This window comes from Nonomuraea sp. SYSU D8015 (assembly GCF_008065375.1).
Lineage (GTDB): Bacteria > Actinomycetota > Actinomycetes > Streptosporangiales > Streptosporangiaceae > Nonomuraea.
In genome coordinates this window covers 535,126-556,953 of sequence record NZ_VJYI01000005.1, presented here as the reverse complement: position 1 = coordinate 556,953, position 21,828 = coordinate 535,126, and the positions used below count along the sequence as shown (strand labels likewise).

Annotated in this window: 16 protein-coding genes; 3 read left to right on the top strand and 13 right to left on the bottom strand. The window is 71.7% G+C overall.

Going from position 1 to position 21,828, the window contains the following annotated elements; all coding sequences use genetic code 11:
- The 3 genes from ID574_RS24870 to ID574_RS24860 are packed head-to-tail and all read right to left on the bottom strand — an operon-like array spanning position 1 to position 3,450.
- On the bottom strand, positions 1 to 1,020 hold the full coding sequence (locus ID574_RS24870; RefSeq protein WP_188191337.1) for a thiolase domain-containing protein: 1,020 nt from the start codon (positions 1,018 to 1,020) through the stop codon (positions 1 to 3).
- On the bottom strand, positions 1,017 to 1,916 hold the full coding sequence (locus tag ID574_RS24865) for a Zn-ribbon domain-containing OB-fold protein (protein WP_223167032.1): 900 nt from the start codon (positions 1,914 to 1,916) through the stop codon (positions 1,017 to 1,019). The genes ID574_RS24870 and ID574_RS24865 overlap by 4 nt, the downstream gene beginning before the upstream one ends.
- Positions 1,906 to 3,450 (bottom strand): acyl-CoA synthetase, encoded by a 1,545-nt coding sequence (locus ID574_RS24860; RefSeq protein WP_188191336.1) that lies wholly within the window; start codon positions 3,448 to 3,450, stop codon positions 1,906 to 1,908. Before ID574_RS24860 ends, ID574_RS24865 begins: the two co-directional genes overlap by 11 nt.
- Positions 3,451 to 3,566: 116 nt before the next feature.
- Between ID574_RS24860 and ID574_RS24855 the strand changes: the two genes are divergently transcribed.
- Entirely contained in the window at positions 3,567 to 4,376 is an 810-nt protein-coding gene (locus tag ID574_RS24855; protein ID WP_188191335.1) for a crotonase/enoyl-CoA hydratase family protein, read from the top strand.
- 220 nt (positions 4,377 to 4,596) lie between these two features.
- On the opposite strand, the gene ID574_RS24850 is transcribed toward ID574_RS24855, so the two are convergent.
- From ID574_RS24850 to ID574_RS24830, 5 genes are all read right to left on the bottom strand, one after another.
- Positions 4,597 to 5,703, bottom strand: coding sequence for an NAD(P)H-dependent flavin oxidoreductase (locus ID574_RS24850; protein WP_188191334.1), 1,107 nt, complete (start codon positions 5,701 to 5,703; stop codon positions 4,597 to 4,599).
- Between the two features lie 84 nt (positions 5,704 to 5,787).
- Positions 5,788 to 6,528, bottom strand: coding sequence for a decaprenylphospho-beta-D-erythro-pentofuranosid-2-ulose 2-reductase (locus ID574_RS24845; protein WP_188191333.1), 741 nt, complete (start codon positions 6,526 to 6,528; stop codon positions 5,788 to 5,790).
- Positions 6,525 to 7,844, bottom strand: a complete 1,320-nt coding sequence (locus tag ID574_RS24840; RefSeq protein ID WP_188191332.1) for an FAD-binding oxidoreductase — start codon at positions 7,842 to 7,844, stop codon at positions 6,525 to 6,527. The genes ID574_RS24845 and ID574_RS24840 overlap by 4 nt, the downstream gene beginning before the upstream one ends.
- Positions 7,841 to 8,731, bottom strand: coding sequence for a decaprenyl-phosphate phosphoribosyltransferase (locus ID574_RS24835; protein WP_188191331.1), 891 nt, complete (start codon positions 8,729 to 8,731; stop codon positions 7,841 to 7,843). The genes ID574_RS24840 and ID574_RS24835 overlap by 4 nt, the downstream gene beginning before the upstream one ends.
- A complete protein-coding gene (locus ID574_RS24830) occupies positions 8,728 to 9,648 on the bottom strand; it encodes a cell envelope lipid trafficking protein PgfA (RefSeq protein WP_188191330.1) in 921 nt (306 codons plus the stop codon). The genes ID574_RS24835 and ID574_RS24830 overlap by 4 nt, the downstream gene beginning before the upstream one ends.
- A 117-nt stretch (positions 9,649 to 9,765) precedes the next feature.
- On the opposite strand from ID574_RS24830, the gene ID574_RS24825 reads away from it, so the two are divergent.
- Positions 9,766 to 11,019, top strand: coding sequence for an acyltransferase family protein (locus tag ID574_RS24825; protein WP_188191329.1), 1,254 nt, complete (start codon positions 9,766 to 9,768; stop codon positions 11,017 to 11,019).
- Here ID574_RS24825 and ID574_RS24820 read toward each other — a convergent pair.
- Positions 10,956 to 12,788 carry a hypothetical protein gene (locus ID574_RS24820; protein ID WP_188191328.1) on the bottom strand — a complete coding sequence of 611 codons (1,833 nt, stop codon included), beginning with the start codon at positions 12,786 to 12,788 and terminating at the stop codon, positions 10,956 to 10,958. The two genes, ID574_RS24825 and ID574_RS24820, sit on opposite strands and share 64 nt — an antisense overlap.
- Positions 12,789 to 12,903: 115 nt before the next feature.
- Between ID574_RS24820 and ID574_RS24815 the strand changes: the two genes are divergently transcribed.
- On the top strand, positions 12,904 to 13,644 hold the full coding sequence (locus ID574_RS24815; RefSeq protein ID WP_223167031.1) for a class I SAM-dependent methyltransferase: 741 nt from the start codon (positions 12,904 to 12,906) through the stop codon (positions 13,642 to 13,644).
- On the opposite strand, the gene ID574_RS24810 is transcribed toward ID574_RS24815, so the two are convergent.
- From ID574_RS24810 to ID574_RS24795, 4 genes are read right to left on the bottom strand one after another with little or no spacing between them, the layout of a single operon-like run.
- Positions 13,585 to 14,553, bottom strand: a complete 969-nt coding sequence (locus ID574_RS24810) for a cell envelope lipid trafficking protein PgfA (RefSeq protein WP_188191327.1) — start codon at positions 14,551 to 14,553, stop codon at positions 13,585 to 13,587. The genes ID574_RS24815 and ID574_RS24810 overlap by 60 nt on opposite strands.
- Positions 14,554 to 14,558: 5 nt before the next feature.
- The gene (locus ID574_RS24805) at positions 14,559 to 16,409 is read right to left on the bottom strand and encodes a diguanylate cyclase family protein (RefSeq protein ID WP_188191326.1); all 1,851 of its coding nucleotides are present in this window, start codon (positions 16,407 to 16,409) and stop codon (positions 14,559 to 14,561) included.
- Positions 16,406 to 20,551 carry an alpha-(1->3)-arabinofuranosyltransferase domain-containing protein gene (locus tag ID574_RS24800; RefSeq protein ID WP_188191325.1) on the bottom strand — a complete coding sequence of 1,382 codons (4,146 nt, stop codon included), beginning with the start codon at positions 20,549 to 20,551 and terminating at the stop codon, positions 16,406 to 16,408. Before ID574_RS24800 ends, ID574_RS24805 begins: the two co-directional genes overlap by 4 nt.
- The gene (locus ID574_RS24795; RefSeq protein WP_223167030.1) at positions 20,548 to 21,762 is read right to left on the bottom strand and encodes a glycosyltransferase family 4 protein; all 1,215 of its coding nucleotides are present in this window, start codon (positions 21,760 to 21,762) and stop codon (positions 20,548 to 20,550) included. The genes ID574_RS24800 and ID574_RS24795 overlap by 4 nt, the downstream gene beginning before the upstream one ends.
- Between the last annotated feature and the right edge of the window lie 66 nt (positions 21,763 to 21,828).

Genomic DNA, 21,828 nt, shown 5'->3' with positions numbered 1-21,828 from the left:
TCACGCCTCCAGGACCGTCACGAGGTTGTGCTGCAGGCAGGGGCCGCCCGCGGCGTGGGCGACGGTGCGGCGCGCGTGGCCGTCGAGGATGCGCCTGGCCGCCTCGCCGATGCGGATGAGCCCGGTGGCCATGACCGGGTTGGCGGCCAGCGGGCCGCCCGACGGATTGATCACCGTGTCGCCGGTCAGCTCCAGCGCCTCGCGCAGGATGATCTCCTCGTGCGGGAACTGGGCGTGCAGCTCGGCCACCTCGACGGGACCTTTGCCGACCCCCGCGGCACGTGCGGCATCGGCCGCGGAGGCCGACCGGCCCAGGTCCCGCATACCCAGGTAGTGGGGCTCTATGCGATGCGCGATGCCCCTGATGTAGGCGGGACTGTCGGACAGCTCCGTGGCCAGGTCTCCGGCCGCGAGCACGATCGCGGCCGCGCCGTCCGTGATCGGCGGCACGTCCGTCTGCTTCAGCGGCTGGACGGCGAAGTCCTCGCCCTCGGGGTCGGGCAGGTCGAGCGCGTACGGGTTGGCCCGGCCGTCGGCCCGGCTACGGCGGACGATCTCGTCGAGCTCCTTCCGGTCCGCGCCGACGGCGGCGGCCTGGAGCGCGGCGTAGGAAAGCTGGTCGAGGCCGAGGGGGGCCAGGTAGTAGGGGTCGAGCTGGAGCGTCATGATCGTACGCAGGTCGCCGAGCGACGACTTGCCGAAGCCGTAGACCAGCGCGGAGTCGACGTCGCCATGCTGGAGGCGCACCCACGCCTCGTACAGCGCCCAGGCACCGTCCATCTCCACGTGGCTCTCCGAGATGGGCGGCCAGGCGGCCAGCGCGTCGAGCGCCGACACGAACGAGAACGGCGCGCCGGCGAGGTAGTCGCAGCTGCCCGAGCAGGTGAAGCCGAACCTGTCGAGCCCGGTGCGCTCCTTGACCTCGTTGATCACGGGCAGGATCAGCTCGGGCTCGCTCAGCCCGGTGTCGTGGGGGGTGTGCCGCGTCTGGGCGAACGCGACGATCGCGACCTCTCTCATGACAGCTCCACATCGGGCTCGCCGGTGGGGGCGAACCAGCGGATGTTCGCCATGGACGCCGTGCGCTCGCTCTCGGGGACCCAGACGGCCTTGACCCGCATGCCCTGGCGCACCTCGTGCGCGGGCACGTCGCCGATCAGCGCGATCATGGGGATGTCCGCCCCGTCGAGCAGGATGTACGCCGACACGAAGGGCACCTGCGGGGCGCGCGGGTCGGGCAGGTTGTTGATGGCGAACGTGGTGATCGTCCCGGTGTCGGGAAGTTCGAGCGTGTCCGGGATGACGCCTCCGCATTCGGGGCAGGCCGCGCGGTAGGGCACGTACACCTTGTCGCACCGGTCGCAGCGGCCGCCGAGAAAGACGCCGCGTTCGATGCCCTCCAGGAAGACGCGGAGCGCGCCACCGGCCTGGATGCGGTATTCGCCGCGCACGTTGGAGACGATCTTCGTGACCTCGGGGACGAAATGCGAAATGTCGGTGATGTGGCCGGTGGGCTGGTCGCGCCAGACCGGCCATACGCGCATCCCGGTCCGCATCGCCTTGACGTGCTCGGGGTCCACCGCGTGCACCAGCGCCGTGTCGGCGCCGTCGAGCTTGATCAGCGCCCAGGCGAAGGGGCGGTCGAGCGGGTGTCCGTCCAGCGGCTCGTGCACCCAGTTCCACGTGGTGACCGTGCCGGCCGGGCCGACCTCGACGTACTCGCCGGTGACGGGCTCGCCGGTGGCCGGGTCGTACTCGAGGGGCGGCACCAGCACCCGGCCCTCCGCCGTGCGCACCCCGACGATGCGGCGGGCGCGCAGCTCGCTCAGGAACCGGCCGACCACCGGCCCGGTGGAACGGGTGTAGCCGCCGGGGAACTCCAGGACGTGCTGAGTTACCAGCGGATCAGATGGCACGGTCGTGTCCCTCCCAGTACGGGTCGCGGAGCTTGCGTTTGAGCAGCTTGCCGTTCGGCTCGCGGGGCATCTCGGCGATGAAGTCGATGCTCTTGGGCCACTTCATCCTGGCCAGCCTGCCCTCCAGCGAGGCCAGCAGCTCCGCGGCCAGCTCGGGGCCCGGCTCGACGCCCGGCGCCGGCTCGACGACGGCCTTGATCTGCTCGCCCCATTCCTCGTCCGGGATGCCGAACACGGCCACGTCCGCCACCTTGGGGTGGATCATGAGCTCGTTCTCGATCTCGGCCGGGTAGATGTTCGCCCCACCGGAGATGATCATGTCGGCCTTTCGGTCGCACAGGAACAGGAAGCCGTCCTCGTCCAGGTAGCCGATGTCCCCGACGGTGAAGTAGTCCTTGAGCCGGTTCGCGGCGGTCTTCTCGGGATCGCCTTTGTACTCGAACTGGACGCCCATCATCTTCATGTAGATCGTGCCCGGGGTGCCGGTCGGCACCGGCTCCCCCTGCTCGTCCACGATGAGCAGCTCGCTGATCGGCCAGGCCTTCCCCACCGTGCCCGGGTGCGCCTTCCAGTCCTCGGGCGTGGCCAAGGTGCCGCCGCCTTCGGTGGCCGCGTAGTACTCGTACACGCAGTCGCCCCACCACTCCAACATGGCCCATTTCACCGGCACTGGACAGGGGGCGGCGGCATGGATCATCCACTTCAGCGAGGACAGGTCGTAGCTCTCCCTGGTCTTCTCCGGCAGCGCGAGCAAGCGCTTGAAGTGCGTCGGCACCAGGTGGGAGTTGGTGACGCGGTGCCGCTCGCAGACCCGCAGCATCTCCTCGGCGTCGAAGCGGTCCATGTAGACCAGCGTGTGCCCCATGTGCAGGGCGGTGCCGCCGAACTGGGTGACGGCGGTGTGGTAGCACGGGGAGGTGATGAGGTGGGCGTTCGGGCGGCCCGGCGTGATCCCGAACAAGCCGAGCAGGAACGTCATCAGCTCGGCGGAGTCGTCCGGGTCCAGGCCGTTCAGCGGGCGTTTGACGCCTTTGGGCTTGCCGGTGGTGCCCGAGGTGTAGTGCATGGTGGCGCCGGCGGTGCGGTCTTCCGGGGCGGTGTCGGGGCGGCCGTCGACGAGTTCGCTCACCGACCGGAACCCCGGGGCCTCCCCGAACACGAAGCGGCGCTCGGGCGCGATGGCCTCGGCCGCGCGGGCGCCCTCGGCCAGGAAGCGCGGGTGGACGAAGAACGCCTTCGCCTCGCTGTCGGAGACGATGTAGGCGATCTCGGGTCCGGTGAGATGCCAGTTGATCGGCGTGTAGTACCAGCCGGCCTGCAGCGCGGCCAGGTAGAGCACCAGGCCGTCGGCGCCGTTGGGCACCAGGCCGCAGATGCCGTCGCCGGCCTCGAGCCCGAGGTCGCGCAGGCCGTGTACGAGGCGGTTCGATCTGGCCAGGAGGTCGCCGGCGCGGTGCTGCGTGCCGTCGGGGTCCACGGCCGCGATCCACTCGGGATCCGCCTGCGCGAGCCTCCAGAAACCGAGCGTGCCCATCTGAACTCCTGAGGTCAGGCAGCAAAAAATAGGAACCTGTTCTCGTTTGCTGGTGGGAGCGTATCCTGGGGCGCAATGTGTAGCAAGCGCTTGATTCGACACCTTCGGAGGCGTCCGTGGAGCTCCTGCCGATCAGCACCCCCCACTGCCGGGTCGAACGCGACGGCCACGTCCTCATCGTCACCATGAACCGGCCGGAGGCCCGCAATGCGCTCTCCTCGGACATGCTGATCGGGCTGGCCTCGGCGTGGGCGTACGCGTCGACGGAGCCCGGGATCCGGGTGGCGATCCTGACCGGCGCGGAGGGCACGTTCTGCTCCGGCGCCGACCTGAAGGCCATGGGACAACCCTCGACGGACCCGGAGGTCCAGGCCAGGGCCGCCCAGATCCCCAACTTCCACTGGAAGGGCCTCCTGCGCGAGGACCTGCCCACCAAGCCGATCATCTGCGCGGTGGAGGGCTACGCGGTCGCCGGAGGCACCGAGCTGCTGGTGGGCACCGACCTGCGGGTGGTGGCGGAGTCTGCCACGCTGGGGCTCTTCGAGGCCAAGCGCGCCCTGTTCCCCATGGGCGGCAGCGCCGTCCGGCTGCCCCGGCAGATCCCGTACTGCCACGCCATGGACCTGCTGCTGACCGGGCGCGCCATCACGGCGGCGGAGGCCCTGTCGATGGGCCTGGTCAACCGCGTGGTCCCGGACGGCCAGGCGCTGACGGCGGCCCGCGAGCTCGCCGACGACGTGGCCGCCTCGGGCCCGCTGGCGGTCCAGGCGATCCTCCGCACGTACCGGGACACCCTGGGTCTGTCGGAGCCGGAGGCGCTGAAGGTGTCGGACGAGCTCGGCTGGCCGGTCATCGGCTCACAGGACGCCAAGGAGGGCTCCCGCGCCTTCCGCGAGAAGCGCGCGCCGCGTTACGAGGGCCATTGAGAGATTTCCCGGGGGCGTCCCCGACGCGACGGGCCGCCGCCACCTCGTAGCCTCCCCTTGTCCGGCCGTCCGGCAGGGGGAGGGGAGCATGACACAGAAGGCCCTGATCGCCTATATCGTGCCCGATCACGAGGCACCCGCGGGTGTCCCGCCTCGGAAGGAGGTGCAGCCCCCGGGGGCAGGGTTGGGGGGTGCTCGGGGGGCGCAGCCCCCGAGGGTGTCAGTCCTGGGTGATGCGGGAGAGGCGTTCCAGCGCCTCTCCGTACTCCTCCACCAGGCCGAAGACCACGTCCTTCGTGGAGCGGACCTGGTTGGTGATGCCGATGATCTGGCCGGCGGGGAACGTGGACAGCTCGGAGGCGTCCGAGCGGCCGATGCGCCGCAGCGCGTCCGACACCAGCATGAACTGCAACGGCATCGGAAGCGTCCCCGGCGACTCTTCCGACTCCCAGGCGTCCGTCCACTCGTTCTTGAGCAGCCGCGCCGGCTTGCCGGTCCAGCTGCGTGAGCGGACCGTGTCCCGGGAGGTGGCCTGCAGGATGCGGCGCTTGGCCATCTCCGGCGTGTCGGCCTCCTCGACGGTGAGCCACAACGATCCCGTCCACACGCCCTCGGCCCCCAGGGCCATCCCGGCCGCCATCTGACGGCCGTTGCCGATGCCGCCCGCCGCCAGGACGGGCACGTCCACGGCGTCCACCACCTGCGGGATCAGGACCATCGTGGAGATCTCCCCGGTGTGCCCGCCGGCCTCCGTGCCCTGGGCGACCACCACGTCCACCCCCACCTCGACCTGCTTGAGCGCGTGGCGGGGCGTGGAGGCGAGGGCGGCGACCTTGACCCCGTGCGCGTGGGCCAGCTCCACGACGTCGGCGGGAGGCGGGCCCAGCGCGTTGGCGAGGAGGGCGATGGGGTGGCGCAGGGCGACCTCGACCTGAGGACGGGCCGTGACGTCCGTCCAGCCGAGCAGCACCTTGCCCGAGTCCGCGTCCGAGGACAGGGGCGGCACCCCGTGCTTGGCCAGCAGGTTCTCGACGAACGCGCGGTGCCCTTCGGGGATCATCGACTGCAGGCGGCCCACCAGCTCGTCGGGGGCGAAGTCGGCGCCCTCGTAGGAGGCCGGCATGACGACGTCCACGCCGTACGGCTTGCCGTCCACGTGGTCGTCGATCCATTTGAGCTCCATCTCGAGCTCTTCAGGCGTGAAGTAGAGCGCCCCCAGGACCCCCATGCCGCCCGCCCGGCTGACGGCGGCGACCACGTCCCTGCAGTGGCTGAACGCGAAGATCGGGAGCTCGATTCCGAACATGTCCGTGACACGTGTCCGCATGAGCCGACGATAAGCCGCGGACCCAGCAAACTGCAACGCGTTCTACTCTAGAACCTTTGGTCGGTCATCCTGATGGAACGAGTTCTAGCGCGGGAGCCTCCGCCAGAGCGGGCGGGGCAGCAGCCGCAGCAGGCCGAAGGCGGGCCCGAGCGCGCGCGGCACCCAGACGGACGACCTGCCCTCGCGGAGCGCGCCCACCGTGGCCACCGCCACCTGCCGGGGCGTCGAGGACATCGGCGCGGGGGTCAGCCCCTTCGTCATCCGCCCGATCACGAAGCCCGGCCGCACGATCAGCACCTTGGCGCCCGACCCGTGCAGGGCGTCGCCGAGCCCCTGGGCGAAGCCGTCGAGGCCGGCCTTGGCGGAGCCGTACACGAAGTTGGCCTTGCGCACCCGCGCGCCCGCCACCGACGACAGCACCACGAGCGTGCCGTGTCCCTGCTCGCGCAGCACCCTGGCGGCGTGCAGGCCCACGGACACGTGGGCGCCGTAGTTGACCGCGACCGCCTCGGCGGCGGCCGCGGGGTCGGCGTCGTAGCCGGCCTGGGACCCGAGGACGCCGAACGCAGAGATCACCACGTCGAGGTCGCCCACCAGTTCGGCCGCCTTGGCGAAGACGGCGCCGTGGCCCTGGACGTCGAGCGCGTCGAACGGCACGACGTGGACCTCCGCGCCGCCCAGCTCCGGCGGGTCGAACCCGCCCCGCACAGCCAGCACCACCCGGCTCGCGCCCAGCCCCACCAGCAGCCGGACGATCTCCAGGCCGATCTCACTGCGCCCGCCGAGCAGCAGCACCGTGTCCACCGCGCCGAGAGCGTTCTTCACAACCGCAGCCTCCTGGCCAGGTCGGAGCGGAACAGCCCGGCGGGGTCGGCCTCGTCCCTGATCCGCCGCCACCGTTCCAGCTCGGGATACATCGCCGCCATCATGTCAGCGCGCAGCCGCGCGTCCTTGGCGAGGTAGACCCGGCCGCCGGCCGCGGCCACGCGCCGGTCGAAGCCGCGCAGCAGGCCGCCGAGACCGCGCTGCCCGACGGGGATGTCCAGGGCCAGCGTCCAGCCGGGCATGGGGAAGGACAGCAGCCCGCCGGAGCCGGGGCCGAACCTCTTCAGCACGGTCAGGAACGACACGGTGCCGTGCGCCGACAGCGACCCGACGATGCCGCGCAGCGTGTCCTCCGCGCCGAAGGGGACCACGAACTGGTACTGGACGAAGCCGCGCGAGCCGTACATGCGGTTCCAGCCGTCGACGAAGTCGAGCGGGTGGAAGAACGGCGCGATGCCCTGCACGACGGTCTTGCGGCGCGGCGCCTTGCGGTACCAGAGCTCGTTGAACGCGCGCACGCTCACGCCGTTGAGCAGCCCGCCGGGCGCCCACGCGGGCGCGCGCAGCAGCGCGCCGGGCGCGAAGGCCGGGGACTCCTTTTCCTCCGCGCGCGTCACGTGGTCGCCTCTGGTGAGCACGCTGCGCCCCATCCGGCGGCCCCTGGCGAGCAGGTCGATCCAGGCCACCGTGTAGCGGTAGCGGTCGTCGGTGGCCGCCATGGTCGCCAGCGTCTCGTCCAGGTCGGCGGTGCGCTGCACGTCCACCCGCATCAAGGAGGTCTCGACGGGCACGCAGCCGAATGTGGCCTCGGCGATCACCCCCGTCAGCCCCATGCCGCCGACGGTGGCCGGGAAGAGGGGGTCGCCGGGGCGGAGGGTCCGGACCGTCCCGTCGGCGGTCACCAGTGTGATCGAGCGCACGTGTGCGCCGAAGGAGGAGTCGCGGTGGTGGTTCTTGCCGTGGACGTCGGCCGCGATGGCGCCGCCGACGGTGACGTGCCGGGTGCCGGGACTGACGGGGACGAACCAGCCGCGGGGGACGAGCGCGGTCATCAGGTCGTGCAGGCTGACGCCGCCGGAGGCGGTCACCAGGCCACTGCTCTCGTCGAAGGTCCACGTGTCGAGGCCGGTGCAGTCGAGGACGAGGCCTCCGGCGTTCTGCGCGGCGTCGCCGTACGACCGGCCCAGGCCGCGCGCCACCACGCCGCGCCCGGGCGCGGCCGCGACCAGCTCGCACAGCTCCGCGACGGAACGCGGCCGCGCGAGCTCGGCCGGCGTGGGCGCGGTGCGTCCCCAGCCGGTCAGGAACGTCGTCATCTGTAGATCCCCAAGGCCACCAGGGTAACGAGCCCGGCGGCGAAGAGCAGGGTCTGCCGGTCGCGTAGGACGAGTTCCTCCGGCTCCTCGCCCCTCCCCCGGTCCACCAGCAGGTTGTGCCTGAGCACGAGCAGGAGGAACGGGATGATGCTGAGCCCGTAGAAGAGGTCGGCGTGCGCGTTGAGCGCCCACAGGCAGTACGTCACGATCATCGCGCCCGAGCACATGATCCGGACCTGGGCCAGATAGGCGGGAGAGTAGGCGGCCAGCGTCGCGCGCGTCCCGTTGGCGCCCTGGGCCCGCAGCTCCGCCTCGCGCTTGCCGGCCACGATCTGCAGCGCGGCCAGCGACACGACCACCAGGAACCAGCCGGTCACCGGCACGTCGACGGCCACTGCCCCGGCGTAGGCCCTGATCACGTGGCACCCGGCGACCGCGATCAGGTCCACGACCTCCTGGTGCTTGAGCCACAGCGTGTACGACAACGTGAGGGCGACGTACCCGGCGACCACGGCGGGCGCCTCCCAGCCCCCGGTGAACGCGGCCACCGCGGGCGCCAGGACGAGCAGGCCGACGCCGGTCACCCGGGCCGTTCGCACCGACACCTCGCCTGCCGCGATCGGCCGCCGCCGCTTGCGCGGGTGCAGCCGGTCGGCCTCGACGTCGGAGGCGTCGTTGATCAGGTAGGAGCCGCTCGCGGCCAGGCAGAACGCGGCGAAGACCAGCAGCGCGGCGAGCAGACTGCGCGGCTGGCCCAGCACCCCGGCGGCCAGGGGCGCGGCCAGGACCAGCACGTTCTTCACCCACTGGCGCGGCCTGGCCGCCTTGACCAGCGCCAGCACGGGCGAGATCGCCGTCCTGGGCCGCGTGATCACGTCCTGGCTCATGCCGCCCTGCGGCCCCGGACGGTCAGCAGGATGCCTCCCACGAACAACACGACGCCCACGACCGCCAGCACGATCGGCAACGTGGTCCTGATCAGCGTGATCTGGCTCTTGCCCTCGCGAGCGCTGTCCACGAGCCCGTTGACGGTGTCGTCGGTCATCTTGGCCGTGGCCACGAACGCCTTGGAGCGCTCGACGCCGTCCTGGCTCTTGAGCACCTCGTTGCGCTGCTGCTCCTGGCGGACGGGCGCGCCGGTGGTGGGCTCGATCCAGAAGGTGTTGGTGCCGGAGTAGTAGCGGTCGAGCTGCACGTCACCCGAGTCGCCCATGCCGAACCAGGCGGCCGGGGCGTTCAGCGTCTGGGTCTTCGTCTCGGGGACGACCTGCTCGAACTTGTACGTGTTCAGCCCGTTGACCTGCTCCTCACCGACGAACTTGGCCTCGTACGCCTTGCCCGTGGTGGAGTTGAAGACCAGGTAGCTCTTCTTCTCCACGTCGAACGGGAACTTGTAGATCTGCCCCTGGAGCTGCACCGGAGCCTTGTCGATGCTCACGCCGCAGCAGTTGAGCCCGACCCCGGAGCGCTTGTCGAAGGCGCTGCGCCGCTCGGTGTAGTTGATGCCGGGCTTGCCGTTGGTGACGTCGTTCACGGCGGTGAACTCGTCCCACACGACGCGGTCACCCGCCGCCTCCTTCACGTCGCCACGCGTGGTGACGATGATGTCGAGGTCGGCGGTCAGCACCTTGCCGTCGGGGATGCTGAAGTACTGAGCGCCGGTGGCCCGGAGCTTGCTGATGCCGTAGTGGTCGCCCGCGGCGGCGATGAGCGCGGGCGCCACCTGGAAGCGCAGCAGGGGAGACAGAACGATGAGGAATGCCCCGACGGCGATGAGGACGCTGCCAACGACGACCCGGTTCATGGACCCTCCATGTGCAGGTGCACGGACGCCTGTCTGGGTGGTTAAGTGACTGGAACTAGTTCTACTCGCCGGTATGTTATTGCGGTGAGTGACCAACGTCACCAGGGATGCGGAAACGTGACCGAAACAGGTTCTACATCGACGGCGGCTCCGGTGATCTCCGGGCACCAGGCGTCGCTCGACGGGATACGCGCCGTGGCCGCCTTCGCCGTGCTGCTCTTCCACGTCGCGATGGAGGCGGGGACGGCGCTGGAGCCGGGGTTCCTGGGTGGCGTGCTGTCCAGGGGCGAGATCGGCGTTCCGATCTTCTTCACGCTGTCCGGCCTGCTGCTGTACCGCCCGTGGGCGGCCGAGGTCCTGACCGGCGACCGGGCTCCGGACACGCGCCGTTACCTGTGGCGGCGGTTCCTCCGCATCATCCCCGCGTACTGGCTGGTGGTGGCCGTGGCCCTGCTGCTGTGGGGCGAGGCCCACCGGTCCGATCCGTGGACGTGGGCGCAGATGTTGTTCCTGGTGCACATCTACGACCTCGCCCCGTGGTGGTTCGGCCTCGGCCCCAAAGGGCTCGGACAGATGTGGAGCCTTGCGGTCGAGCTGACCTTCTACCTCACGCTCCCGCTGATGGCGGCCGCGCTGCGGCGCTTCGCCCTGGCCGCGGGGCCGGACCTGCGGGCCAGGGCCAGGCGACTGCTCATCGGGCTGGCGGTCTTCGGCGCCCTGTCGTACGTGTACACGATCTTCGAGTACTTCCCCGAGTACCGCCCGTGGATGAACGTCTGGCTGCCGCGCTCGTGGACGTTCTTCGTGCCGGGCATGGCGCTGGCCGTCCTGACCGTGTGGGCCAGGGCCGAGGACGGCCGCGTCCGGCGGCTGTGCGCGGCCCTGGCGTCCTCCTGGGCCACCCTGTGGACGATCGCCGGGCTGGCCTACCTGATCGCCGCCACCCCGGTGACCGGGCCCCGCTTCGTCGGCCTCGGCGGCATCTGGACCGCCCTCTACGAGCAGGCGCTCTACACGCTCATCGCCTTCTGCCTGGTCGCGCCCGCGGCACTGGAGCCCGAGCGGCCCACGCGGGTGCGCGAACTGCTCGGCGGGCGGGTCATGAGCTACCTCGGCCGGATCTCCTACGGCGTCTTCCTGTGGCAGTTCGTGGTCATCTACCTCTGGTACGACTTCACCGGCCAGAAGCCGTGGACCGGCAACCTGCTCGTCAACCTGGTCGCGATCGGCGCGCTCACGATCGCGCTGTCCGGGCTCACCTACCGCTACGTGGAGGAGCCCGCCAGGCGGCTGATCCGCTTCATCCCTCAGGGCGCCGGAGGCGCGGGCCCCGGCTCGCCGAACGCCACCGCCTTGAGGCAGAACGCCTGACCCTGACCGCCGGCCGCGGCGATCCTCAGGCCCTTGCCGACCCCGTCGTGCGGGACGTAGTACAGCGCTCCCATGACGCCGGTCGCCGGCAGCGTGGCCGCCCGCTCGGTGCCGCCGAGATCCACCACGACGTGCACCGGCTGGGGGCTGACATAGGCCATGGCCACCACCATTCCGGGCCCGCCGAACGACTCGACGGGGAAGACCTTGCCCGCGGGGTAGCACTTCCTGCCCTTGACCCCGTCGAAGTACGGGGTGACCCGGCCCACCAGGACGAGCTTGCCCGTGGCGTCGAAGACGTACGGCTCGGCGGAGGGGCGCGGATCGCGCATGCGCTCCCTGGTGTCGGGGTCGGCCAAGGGCGCGAGCACGTACGACGTCAGCCGCCGGGGCCCGTTCCAGGGCAGGACGATCTCCTGCGGCACGGGACGCGCGTAGATGTCGGCGTCCGGCGACGCGGTGGCCAGCGAGGCGCGCGCGTTGTCCAGGTAGGTCCTGACCTTGTCGCCGCTGAGCGTGTCGCGGAAGGCGTTGATCGAGAGCACGGACACGACCAGGTAGACGATCGTCAGCCCGCCCGCGGCCAGCGACAGCCCGCCCGGCAGCGGCCTGCGCCGGGCGTCCTCGGGCTCGCCCTCGACCGGCTGCCAGGCCAGCGCCAGGCAGAGGGCGGCCAGCACCGCGGCGTCGGCGACGTACCTGGTCTCCGCGCCCACCAGGTCCCACGCGGTCGCCCGCGCGATCACGGTGGGGACCGCGTCGGCCACGACGACGTAGGCGGCCAGGACGGCCCACGCCCGCCAGGCCCGCCGGCGGTACACGCACGTGACCACGACCAGCAGCGCGATCAGCGTCCATGACGCGACCACAGTGGCCGAGGCCGGGTCGGCCAGCCCTCCGGTGGAGGTGACCCCGCCCCAGCGCAGCGGGCCGCCTACGGCGCCCGTCGGGAAGGTCTCGCCCAGCAGCCGGCGCAGCAGCCCGGGGACGACCTCTGATTTCGGCCCGGTCAGCGCGTCGGAGCCGGCGCTGTCGCGGCGCAGCCAGTAGAGCACGCCGTATCCGGCCAGCAGCAGGCCGTGCGCCCACCAGACGGGCCTGCGCAGCTCGGTGAGCGCCGCGCGGGCCCATAAGCCTTTGCCGAGGTAGGCGCTGGTGATGCCGAGCACCACGAAGGGGATGAACACGCCCTTGGTGGAGAAGGCCATGCCGACGGCGGTCCAGATCAGAGCGTGCCAGCGGCCCTTGCCCTCGCGTACGTACCTGATGTGCGCGGCCAGCGCGCCGACCAGCGCGAGCTGTAGCGGCACCGCGTTGAGCGCGGCCGACCACCAGCTCATGGCGGGCACGGTGAGCGGGGCGAAGACGTAGACGGCCAGCGCGGCCAGCACGACCGCGCGGTCGCCGAACAGCCGCCGCAGCAGCACCAGGAACATGATCGAGGCCGCCGCCTGGACCGCCAGGGTCACGACCGAGACCAGCGTCCAGCTGTACGGCGCCACTGACGTGAGCAGCCACACCACGGCCAGCGCGCCCGGCATGAGGTGGCCCTTGTGCACCCGGGTCAGGTAGTCCCAGGTGAGCCCGCTGTCGGCGGCGCCGGCCACGAAGAGGAAGTCGTCCTCGACGAAATACGCCCTGCTGAGGACGCCGGCCCGGAAGACCAGCGAGATGAGGATGAGCAGCAGGCCGACGCCCACGACCGGGCCGGTCCGGATCGCGGGCAGCGTGATCTGCAGGGGTTCCGCGCGCTTGACGTCGTCAACCATGGTCGGGTCCTTCCCCAATAAGAAATCTGCGCCCACTGCCGCTACGGCCTTGACCTCGCACGACAGTGGGGCGGCAGACCTGCGAGCAGGTTTCTTGTTGGTAAAGTCCACCCCCGTGGACACCCCCGTACCGTTCCGAGCGGATCTCGGTAGATCCGTCCGGTTGCTGCGTGCCTTCCGCCTCGAGCAGAGCGATCCGGATTTCTTCTACGGCACCCTGGCCCAGGACACGGTCGCCCAGCTCGCCACCTACACGGACCTCGCCGGCGCCACCGTGGCCGACATCGGAGGCGGCCCCGGCTACTTCGCCGACGCCCTGCGGGCCGTCGGCGCGCGGCCCGTCTGCGTGGACTGCGACGCCGGCGAGATGCGCCTGCGCGACGGCGTCCTGCCCCAGGACGCGGTGCTGGGCAGCGCGCTCGACCTGCCCCTCGCCACGGGCTCGGTGGACGTGTGCTTCTCCTCGAACGTGCTGGAGCACGTCCCCGACCCGCTCCGGATGGCCGACGAGATGGTCAGGGTCACCCGCCCCGGCGGGATCGTCTACCTGTCGTACACCGTCTGGCTCTCCCCGTGGGGCGGCCACGAGACCTCTCCCTGGCACTACCTGGGCGGCCACTACGCCGCCCGCCGGTACGCGCGCAGGCACGGCAAGCCGCCCAAGAACGTCTACGGCGAGAGCATGTACGCCATCGGGGTGGCCAAGCCGCTGGCCTGGGCCCGGCGGTGCCGCGACGCGGAGATCCTGGATGCGATCCCTCGCTACCATCCCCGCTGGGCCCGGCATGTCGTCCACCTACCTGGCATCCGCGAGCTGGTCACCTGGAACCTGCTCCTCGTCCTGCGCCGCAGATGAGCGCCGCCGCGCGAGCCACAGGGCGGTCGCCACGCAGCCCGCGCCGAGCAGGCCGCCGCCCACCGGGGCCACGGTCCCCAGCAGCAGGATCCAGCGGCGGTAGGCAGCCGCCGTGTTCAGCGCCGCCACGACGTCGGCCTCCGTGGTACGGAACACCGCGTCCAGCGCGGTCAGCCGGCCGCGTCCGTCGGCCGTGACCAGCGTCTCCTTGACCTCGTCCAGCGTCTTGACGGGCTGGCCGCTGACCGGCTCGACCCAGTACGTGCGCCGGATCTCGGCGTGGCGGGCCAGCCCGACGTCGCCCTTCCCCGGCAGCCCGAGGAGGTGGCGTGGCAGCGGCGCCGTCTCCCCCGGCACGAGCTGGCGCGGCGTGCGCTGGACGTAGCGGTAGGTCTCGACGCCACGGACCTGCTCGACCCCGTCGAACGCGGCCGTGACGGGCCGGCGCAGCCGCAGGTCGAACAGCGTGTAGTCGCGGCGCTCGGCGTTGAACGGCCAGCGGAAGGCCTGCCCCGACTGCTTGATCGTGGTGTCCTCGTCGAGGTATTCGCCGCAGCAGTTGACGATGGCGCCCGTCCGCCGGTCGAAGGCCAGGCGCCGCTCGTGGTAGTCCAGCCGCTCGTCCTCCCGCGTGGCCATGGAGACCGACTCGCCCCACACCGCGCGGTCGTCGTCGCCGGCCAGCACGTCGCCGATCAGCCAGCGGGTCTGCACGAGGTCCCCCACCGCCGGACGCATCGTGGCCGGGTCCAGGTACGTCGCCGACTCGGCCACGGACCTGGTCATGCTCTGCTGCTCCAGCGGGGCCTTGAGCACCTGGCCGTAGACGTACAGGCGGGTCAGCGGGATGAGCGTCAGCAGGAAGGCGCCCACGCCGGCCAGGACCAGCGCGAGGTTCCTGCGGCTCATGACGTTCACGGTCGCGGCACCGCCCGTCCCGGCTTCACGTCGCCGAGGCACACGCCCTCCGGCATGTCGTGCACGACGATGCGGTCGGCGCCCGGGGTCGCGACCATGAACACCTGGCCCAGGCCCGCCCGCAGCTTCACGTCGGTGGCGCGGTCGCCCATCCACAACGTGATCTTCGTGTCCGCGCGGGCGGCGTACCCCAGCCTGACCAGCGTGCCCTCCACCCGGCTGACGCGGTTGTCCAGCGGCACCTGCACCGTCCCGCCGGTGATCGGCCAGCACCGGTCGGACGTGGCCGGGGCGAGCGGGATGCCGTCGACGTCCACGGGCCGCAGGCGGCCCTGGTCGTCGAAGACCATGCCGTCGAGCGCCGCGGGCGGCGCCTTCATCGTGGCCCTGAGCCGCGGCGAGGCCATCGCGCCCAGCACCCTGGAGGTCAGGCTGTAGGCCTGGTAGCTGCTCGGCATCACCTCGGCCGGCACGACCCGGTCGTAGATCACGGTGCCCGGTGGCACCCTGGCCAGCTCGGCGCGGGCCGTCTCGATGTAGCGCTCGCGCCGGTCGCTGCCCAGGTAACCCGCGAAGATCGTGACCGTCACCAGCGACGCGCCTGCGAACAGTCCGAGCGCCGCGCCGCAGACCCCGGTCACCCGTTCCCTGCCGGGCAGCGCTTTCCGGTACGGCTCCGCCTCCTCCGGCAGCGCCAGCACCACGAGCCCGACGACCAGCGCCATCAGCGGGACGGCGTCGGCGATGTAATGCGTGTTGGTGCCGGCGAACGAGCCGATCAGGTAGACCCGCCCCCACAGCGCCGGCACGGCGTCGGCGACGACGATGTATCCGATCAGCGTCACCCAGGCCCAGGCGGCCCGCCTGCGGTAGTACACGGTGACCGCCATCATGGCCGCCAAGGTCACCAGGGAGGCGATCACCACCGGCAGCGGCGGCGAGGCCACCCCCCAGTCGCCGCCCGCGAACCACCGCCAGGGGCCGCCGAGCACCGTGGTGGCGAAGGTCTTGCCGAGCAGCTCCCACAGGAAGCCCGCGGTCTGGCCCAAGGTCGGCAGTCCCCCGACGCTGGTCGACGACATCGATCTCTCGACGTAGAACACGCCGAAGGCCGCCACCGGGACCACGTACATCGCCCAGGCCACCAGGTGCCGCCGCAGCGCGGTGACCAGGCCGCCGTGGTAGATCGCCGTGAGCGCGAACAACACCAGCGGCACGGCGAAGCCCTTGACGAACCCCAGCAGCCCGAACAGCACCCACAGCGCCGCCGCCACGGCGTGCCGCAGGCGGCCGGTACGCAGGTAGTGCCAGTGCGAGGCGATCGCCATGGGCAGGGCGACCTGCAGGAAGACGGTGTTGAGCGCCGCCGCCCACCACACGAGCACGGGCACGGTGACCGGCGCGACGAGGAAGACCAGGAGCGGCGCGAGTATCGCCGGCCGCTCGCCGAACACGACTCGCAGCATGCGCAGGACGGCGAGCGCGGCGAAGGCGTGCATCAGCAGGATCCCGCCCGCCGCGTACTCCCAGCCGAAGGGCTCGAGCCTGGACGACAGCCACACCAGGAGGAAACCGCCCGGCATGAACTGGCCGACGTGGAGCCGGGTCAGGTAGTCGAAGGAGAGATCGCTCTCCATCGCCCTGGCCACGAACTCGAAGTCGTCCTCCTTGAAATAGGCGCTCTGGACGATGGCCGCCTTCCACGCCATGGCCGCGCCGACGAGCGCGAGCGCGGCCAGCAGCACGCCGCGCCGCCGCGCCCACCGGGACACCGCCCCGGCGGTGCGGGCCATCGGCCCCGGGACGGTGAGGACGATCCCGGTGCGCGGCTTGGTCGTCTCGGTCACGGAACACTCGTCATGGTCGGGCCGCCGGCGGCGACGGGGACGGGGATCTCAGCCTGTCGCGCCGGCGCCCGCCGGGCGGGGATCTCGGCGAGCAGCTGCGCGAGCAGGGGCAGGCAGAGGAGCTGCGGCCAGAGACCCCCCATGCCCGCCGCCACGAGGGCCGCGGCGACCAGGTAGAGCGCGACGCCGGCCGCCGGCCCGAACAGCAGCCGCCTGCGGGGCCCCGCGCGTACGTGCTCGGCCTCGCGCAGCGGTCGCAGCCACGCTCCCAGCGCGTAGAGCGCGCCCACGACCGCCGCGCCCGGCACTCCGCCGACCCAGAACCCCAGGGCGACGGCGAACGGCAGGACGTGCGCGGCACGCAGGCGAGCGGGCCGCATCGGCGCGAAGTGCCGCGCGGTCGGGCCCGTCCTGACCAGCGCGAGCACCGCGACCAGCACCGCCAGGACGCCGCCCACGGCCAGTCCCGCGCGGTAGGACGCGTCGGGCTCGTACGTGAGCGTGACGGTGCCCGCCGTGTACGCGGGGAGGAACCAGGCCTGCCGCCAGCCGTCGAGCCGGACCGGCTTGAGCTCGACGACGCCCAGCTCGGCCCGCCACCCGGAGTTGAAGTTCTCGTTGACGACCAGGTACGAGTCGTCGGTGACGCTGACCTTGACCACGCGCTCGCCGGCGCCCCACGACTCCACGAGCGTCTCGCGCATCTCCACGGGCGCGGCCGCCCGGCCGCCGGGCTCGGGTCGGATGATCGCGGACTCGATCCGGTAGGCCTCGCCCGGCCGCACCGCCATCCGGGACGGCCCGGCCTCCAGCCGCAACGGCTCGCAACTCCTGAACGTGACGGGTTCGCCGGTGACCACGTCGTCGAGCGTGCCATCGACGATCTCGGTGTGCATGGCCTCGCCGTTCACGGTGAACGTGGGACCGAACCCGCAGGGCATCCTGAGCGGGAAGCCGGTCAACGGGCCGAGCGGACGCACCCCGGGGAAGGCGATGTCGCTGATCTCGATGGACCGGCCCCCCGACGCGCCGAACTCCAGCTTGAGCTTCTGGGCGGACATGGCGGGGAAGCTGATGAGGCCGTCCTTGCCCACCCAGCTCTGCCTGACCCCGCCTTCGGCGCGGATCGTCACCCGGATGGGCGGGGCGCCGAGGTAGGAGTCGGGCGTCACGACGCGGATCTGCGACAGCCGCATCCTGCGGGCCAGCTCGACGCTCAGCGTGGGCCGCGGGTCGAGCGGGTCGGCGAACCAGGCGGTCTTCGGGTCGCCGTCGAACGCCCACCGCCCGCCTGCCGCGCCGTGCTCGACCGCCGTCGAGGACGCCTGCACCTTGACGGTGTCGCCGGGCAGCGTGCTGAGCCGCTCGATGGCGGTGCGATCGGTGAGCACGGTACGGCCGGTGACGCCGTAGGAGCCGTCCTTCCTGACGGTGAAGGAGCGGTCGAATCCGGTGCCGTCGTCGCCCAGGACCTCGTGGCCCTTGGCGCAGCTCCAGGCGAGCGAGCCCTTCACGCAGCCGGCGACGTCGCCGGTCCTGCTGAGCGCGATCGCGGCGGGCTCGCCGGAGCCGGCGCCGGGGTCGGGGTCGGGCACAGTGATCGAGCGCCCGGCCTGGACGCCGGGGATGGTCAGCTCGGTGATCCCGACGCGGCCGCCGAGCCTGGTGGCCGGCTTGTGCGAGGTGGCGGCCACCTCCAGGCGGAGCCGGCTGATCGGGCCCTTCGGCACCACCAGCTCCTGCGGGTCGGCGGTGGCGCGTACCCGCTGGCGCAGGGAGCCGGTGTCGGTCTCGACCACGACCTCGCTGGGCGCCGGGCCGATGGGCGAGTTCTCGAAGGCCACCTGGATCGTGGAGACGGTCAGCGGCTCGGTGAAGGTGACCTCCAGCCATTCGCCGACCGCGCCGTTCCAGCCCGTGGAGCGCCAGCTGGTGCGCCGGTCGCCGTCGAGCGCGGCGAAGGGTTGATGGCCGGGCTCCCGGGTCTGGGGGGCCGCCGTGACGTCCGCTTCCGAGCTGGAGGCCGTGACCTTGGCGATGCCGCTGAACGTGGCCGTGGCCAGGTATCTGCGCCATCCCGGGTCGAGGATGTCGTTCGCCGGCGAGTCGCCGCGGAGGGGCTCGCCGGCGGTGAGCGTGGCGCTGGCGTTGCGGCGCAGGTCGGGATAGGAGAGCTCGCGGTGGCGCAGGGTGTCGGTCAGCACGGTGTCCTGCGCGGGCACCTCCACCTGGCCCGGGTCGTCGTTGAGCAGGACCGGGCGGTCGTCGTCCAGGAGTCCCTGTTCGGCCAGGTCGAGCACGGCCTCGGGGGCGCCGCCCACGCGCAGCGGGCGGGTGGCGTCGACGGTGCCGACGAGCGGCGCGGCGCCCGACACCTGGTAGATCTCGACCGCGTGGTAGGGCTGGTCGAGCCAGGCGGCGGCCTTGCCGTACTGGGCGATGCCGACGCCGGGCCCCATCTGGGCCACGAGCGAGATGCCGGGCGACTCCTCCAGCGCCTGGTGCACACGGACCGGCCAGGCCGTGCCGATGGTGGCGCGGTCCAGGTCGTTGCGGACCACCAGGTGGGTGACGCCCATGCGGCGCAGCGTGGCCGTGAGCCCGGCGGACCCCTCGCCGGTGGCCAGGCGATCGTCGATGGCCGCCATGAGGCGTGAGATGCCGGCCGACCCCCACGGCACGATGGTGTGCGTGGCCCAGCGGGCCTGCGAGAGCGCCTGCAGCGGCTCGTCCAGCGGGCGCCCCCAGAGGTACTCGCCGCGCTTGGCGCCGGGCACGGCCAGCACCATGCCGTCCCCGGCGTTGCGGTTGAGCCAGGAGATGGCCTGCTTCCAGTGATCGGGGATGGCGGTGAAGCCGCCGGGCGGCGCGAGACCCGCGTACAGGATGGGCAGGCTCGACAACCCCATGAGCCCGACCGCGGCGACGGTCAGGGGTCGCCGCCAGCGCACCCGGACCAGTGACAGCAGCCCGGCGACGCCGAGCGCCACGGGCAGCCTGATCAGCGCGTCGAACTTGTGCAGGTTGCGGAAGACCGCCAGCGGGCCGTCCAGCAGCTGGATCATCAGCTCGTGGTGCGGGGTGCCCGGGTGGCCCGTCGTGATGATGGCGACCCCGCACAGCAGGCTGATCAGGAGAAACGGCCGCTCCGGCAGCCTGCGCAGAGTGAGGCCGGCGAATCCGAGCGCCGCCACGGCCGCGGTCACCACGATGAGCCACGGGACCGTGGACTGCTGATGGGCGTCGGGCAGCCAGGTCTGCCCGTCCACCGTCAGGAAGCTGAGCCAGCTCGACGTGCCGCGCAACGCGTTGACCAGCGAAGTGACGCCGGTCGTCGCGCTGGCCGTCTCGATGAAGGGCAGGAACGAGAAGATGTAGCCGCCCAACGTCAGCAGCGGGGCGACCCACCACATCGACGCGAGCGCGATGAGCGGCAGCCACCAGGCGATCAGCCGCCATTTGTCCGCCCCGCCCGCCCTGGTCAGCAGATACACCAGCGGGACGAGGAGCACGGCGGCCTCGGCCACGGCGTTGACGCCGCCGCAGAAGAGGAAGGCGAGCGCGGACAACGCCGCCGCCCGGCGCGGCGACAGCTCCCGCCTGGCCCCCTTGACCAGGGGGAGCAGGATCCACGGCAGGACGGCGCTGGGCAGGAACTCCGAGGAGTTGATGCCGATCAGCGCCTGGGCGTGGGGCGCGAGCGCGTACACGAAGCCGGCGATCACGCGGGTGTGCGGGCCGCCGATGCCGAGAGCGCGGGCCAGCTGGACCACGCCGAGGAACGCGGTGCACAACACCAGGGACATCCACAGCCGCTGGACCGTCCACGCCTCCATGCCCAGCTTGAGGCCGAGCGCGTAGAACGGGCCCATCGGGAAGAGGTAGCCGTAGGCCTGGTTCTGCAGGTGGCCGAAGTAGGCGCCGTCCCACAGGTGCAGGGCTCGGCCGAGGAATCCCAGCGGGTTGACCGCCATGTCGAGCTTGGTCTCGGGGATGATCTTCTCGGTCGAGGTGTTGAACGCGATGGCGCCGAGCAGGAGGCAGGAGGCGAGCAGTCGCAGCCTGTGTCTGATCCGTGTCTCGTAGCTCTCGGCGGTGGACTCCGCGAACTCCCCCCGGAGTCCAGGCGAGGCTTGGGTCACTGATAGGCTCCGCCGCGATCTTGGAGGTTCGCCAGGATGAGTCCGGTTATGCTAGCCCCTGTTCGGGTCCACGTAAATTCCCGTGCCCAGGCGCGGCAGGCGTCGGCCACCTCGGCCCGGCGGGCCGGGTCCGCCAGCTCCTTGAGCGCGCGTTCCACGACGTCCGCCAGTCTCTCCCCGTCCCGCACCAGCCATCCGGTGACGCCGTGGCGTACGGAGTCGCGTAACCCCGCCACGTCGTAGGCCACCGTCGGCACCCCCAGGGCGGCCGCCTCGATCACGGTCAACCCCCAGCCCTCGAACTCCGAGGCCGTCACGTTGAGCCACGCGGCGGCGAGCAGCGCGTTCTTGCGCGCATCGGGCAGGAATCCGTGCAGCACCACCCGTCCGTACAGCCCTTTGTCCACGATCCGCCGGGCCAGCGGGCCCTGCTCGGGGCCGCGGCCCACGACGTGCACGGTCAGCTCGGGCCACGCCGTCTCCAGCTCGGCGGCCAGGTCCACGACCCGTTCGATGCGCTTGTGGCCGACCAGGCGGCCGGCGTACACGATCGTCGGGTCGCCCTGGACGGGCTCCGGCGCGACCTCCGCGGGCTCGGCGCAGCCGTTGGGCACGACGGTGATCGGCGCGAGCCAGCGCAGCTTCCTGATGAGCTCCTGCTTGGACGACTCCGAGACGGTGATCGTCAGGCAGCGGCGGTAGAGCAGCCGGGCGACGGGCCCTTCGACGAAGCAGCCGATCCTGGCCAGCCAATGCGGGAGGAAGGCGTGGAACTGCCGGTCGTGGACATGGTGCACGAGGCAGAGCACGGGCGTGCCGCGACGCACCACGAGCGGGGAGAAGAACGGGATGCCGTTCATCGTGTCGATCACGGCGTCGACGCGGCGCCGGTGGAGCAGCAGCCAGAGCGGCACCAGCAGATAGACCAGATACGGATTGCCCATCCTTCGCAGCTGGATGTCCTCCAGGACCTCCACCCGGCGCTGCCCCCGCTGGCGGCCGGTCACGAAGACCACTTTCGCCCCCTGCGCCAGCAGGAAGCGGCTGACCTGCCAGGCGTACTCCTCGGCGCCCCCGGCGGTCGACTGCCGGGGCTCGCGGAAATTGAGCATGGCGACGCGGATCCCCGCGAGCGGCCGCTCGTCCCCCCCGGAATGGGTCAGCCTCGCCAGGCGTGCCGCCTCCGCCTGGTGCTCTCCGGTAAAGACCACCGTCACTCCTCGTCAGCGGGCATGCGGGCATGGCAGAGCCACGCTCCGTGCTTGCTGAGCTTGGTA

What these genes read in the sequence shown, in the direction of transcription:
- ID574_RS24860 (WP_188191336.1), bottom strand. Translation starts at nt 3,450, where the DNA reads ATGGGCACGCTCGGTTTCTGGAGGCTCGCGCAGGCGGATCCCGAGTGG.
- ID574_RS24810 (WP_188191327.1), bottom strand. Translation starts at nt 14,553, where the DNA reads ATGAGCCGCAGGAACCTCGCGCTGGTCCTGGCCGGCGTGGGCGCCTTC.
- ID574_RS24870 (WP_188191337.1), bottom strand. Translation starts at nt 1,020, where the DNA reads ATGAGAGAGGTCGCGATCGTCGCGTTCGCCCAGACGCGGCACACCCCC.
- ID574_RS24820 (WP_188191328.1), bottom strand. Translation starts at nt 12,788, where the DNA reads ATGGTTGACGACGTCAAGCGCGCGGAACCCCTGCAGATCACGCTGCCC.
- ID574_RS24835 (WP_188191331.1), bottom strand. Translation starts at nt 8,731, where the DNA reads ATGAGCCAGGACGTGATCACGCGGCCCAGGACGGCGATCTCGCCCGTG.
- ID574_RS24840 (WP_188191332.1), bottom strand. Translation starts at nt 7,844, where the DNA reads ATGACGACGTTCCTGACCGGCTGGGGACGCACCGCGCCCACGCCGGCC.
- ID574_RS24850 (WP_188191334.1), bottom strand. Translation starts at nt 5,703, where the DNA reads ATGCGGACACGTGTCACGGACATGTTCGGAATCGAGCTCCCGATCTTC.
- ID574_RS24830 (WP_188191330.1), bottom strand. Translation starts at nt 9,648, where the DNA reads ATGAACCGGGTCGTCGTTGGCAGCGTCCTCATCGCCGTCGGGGCATTC.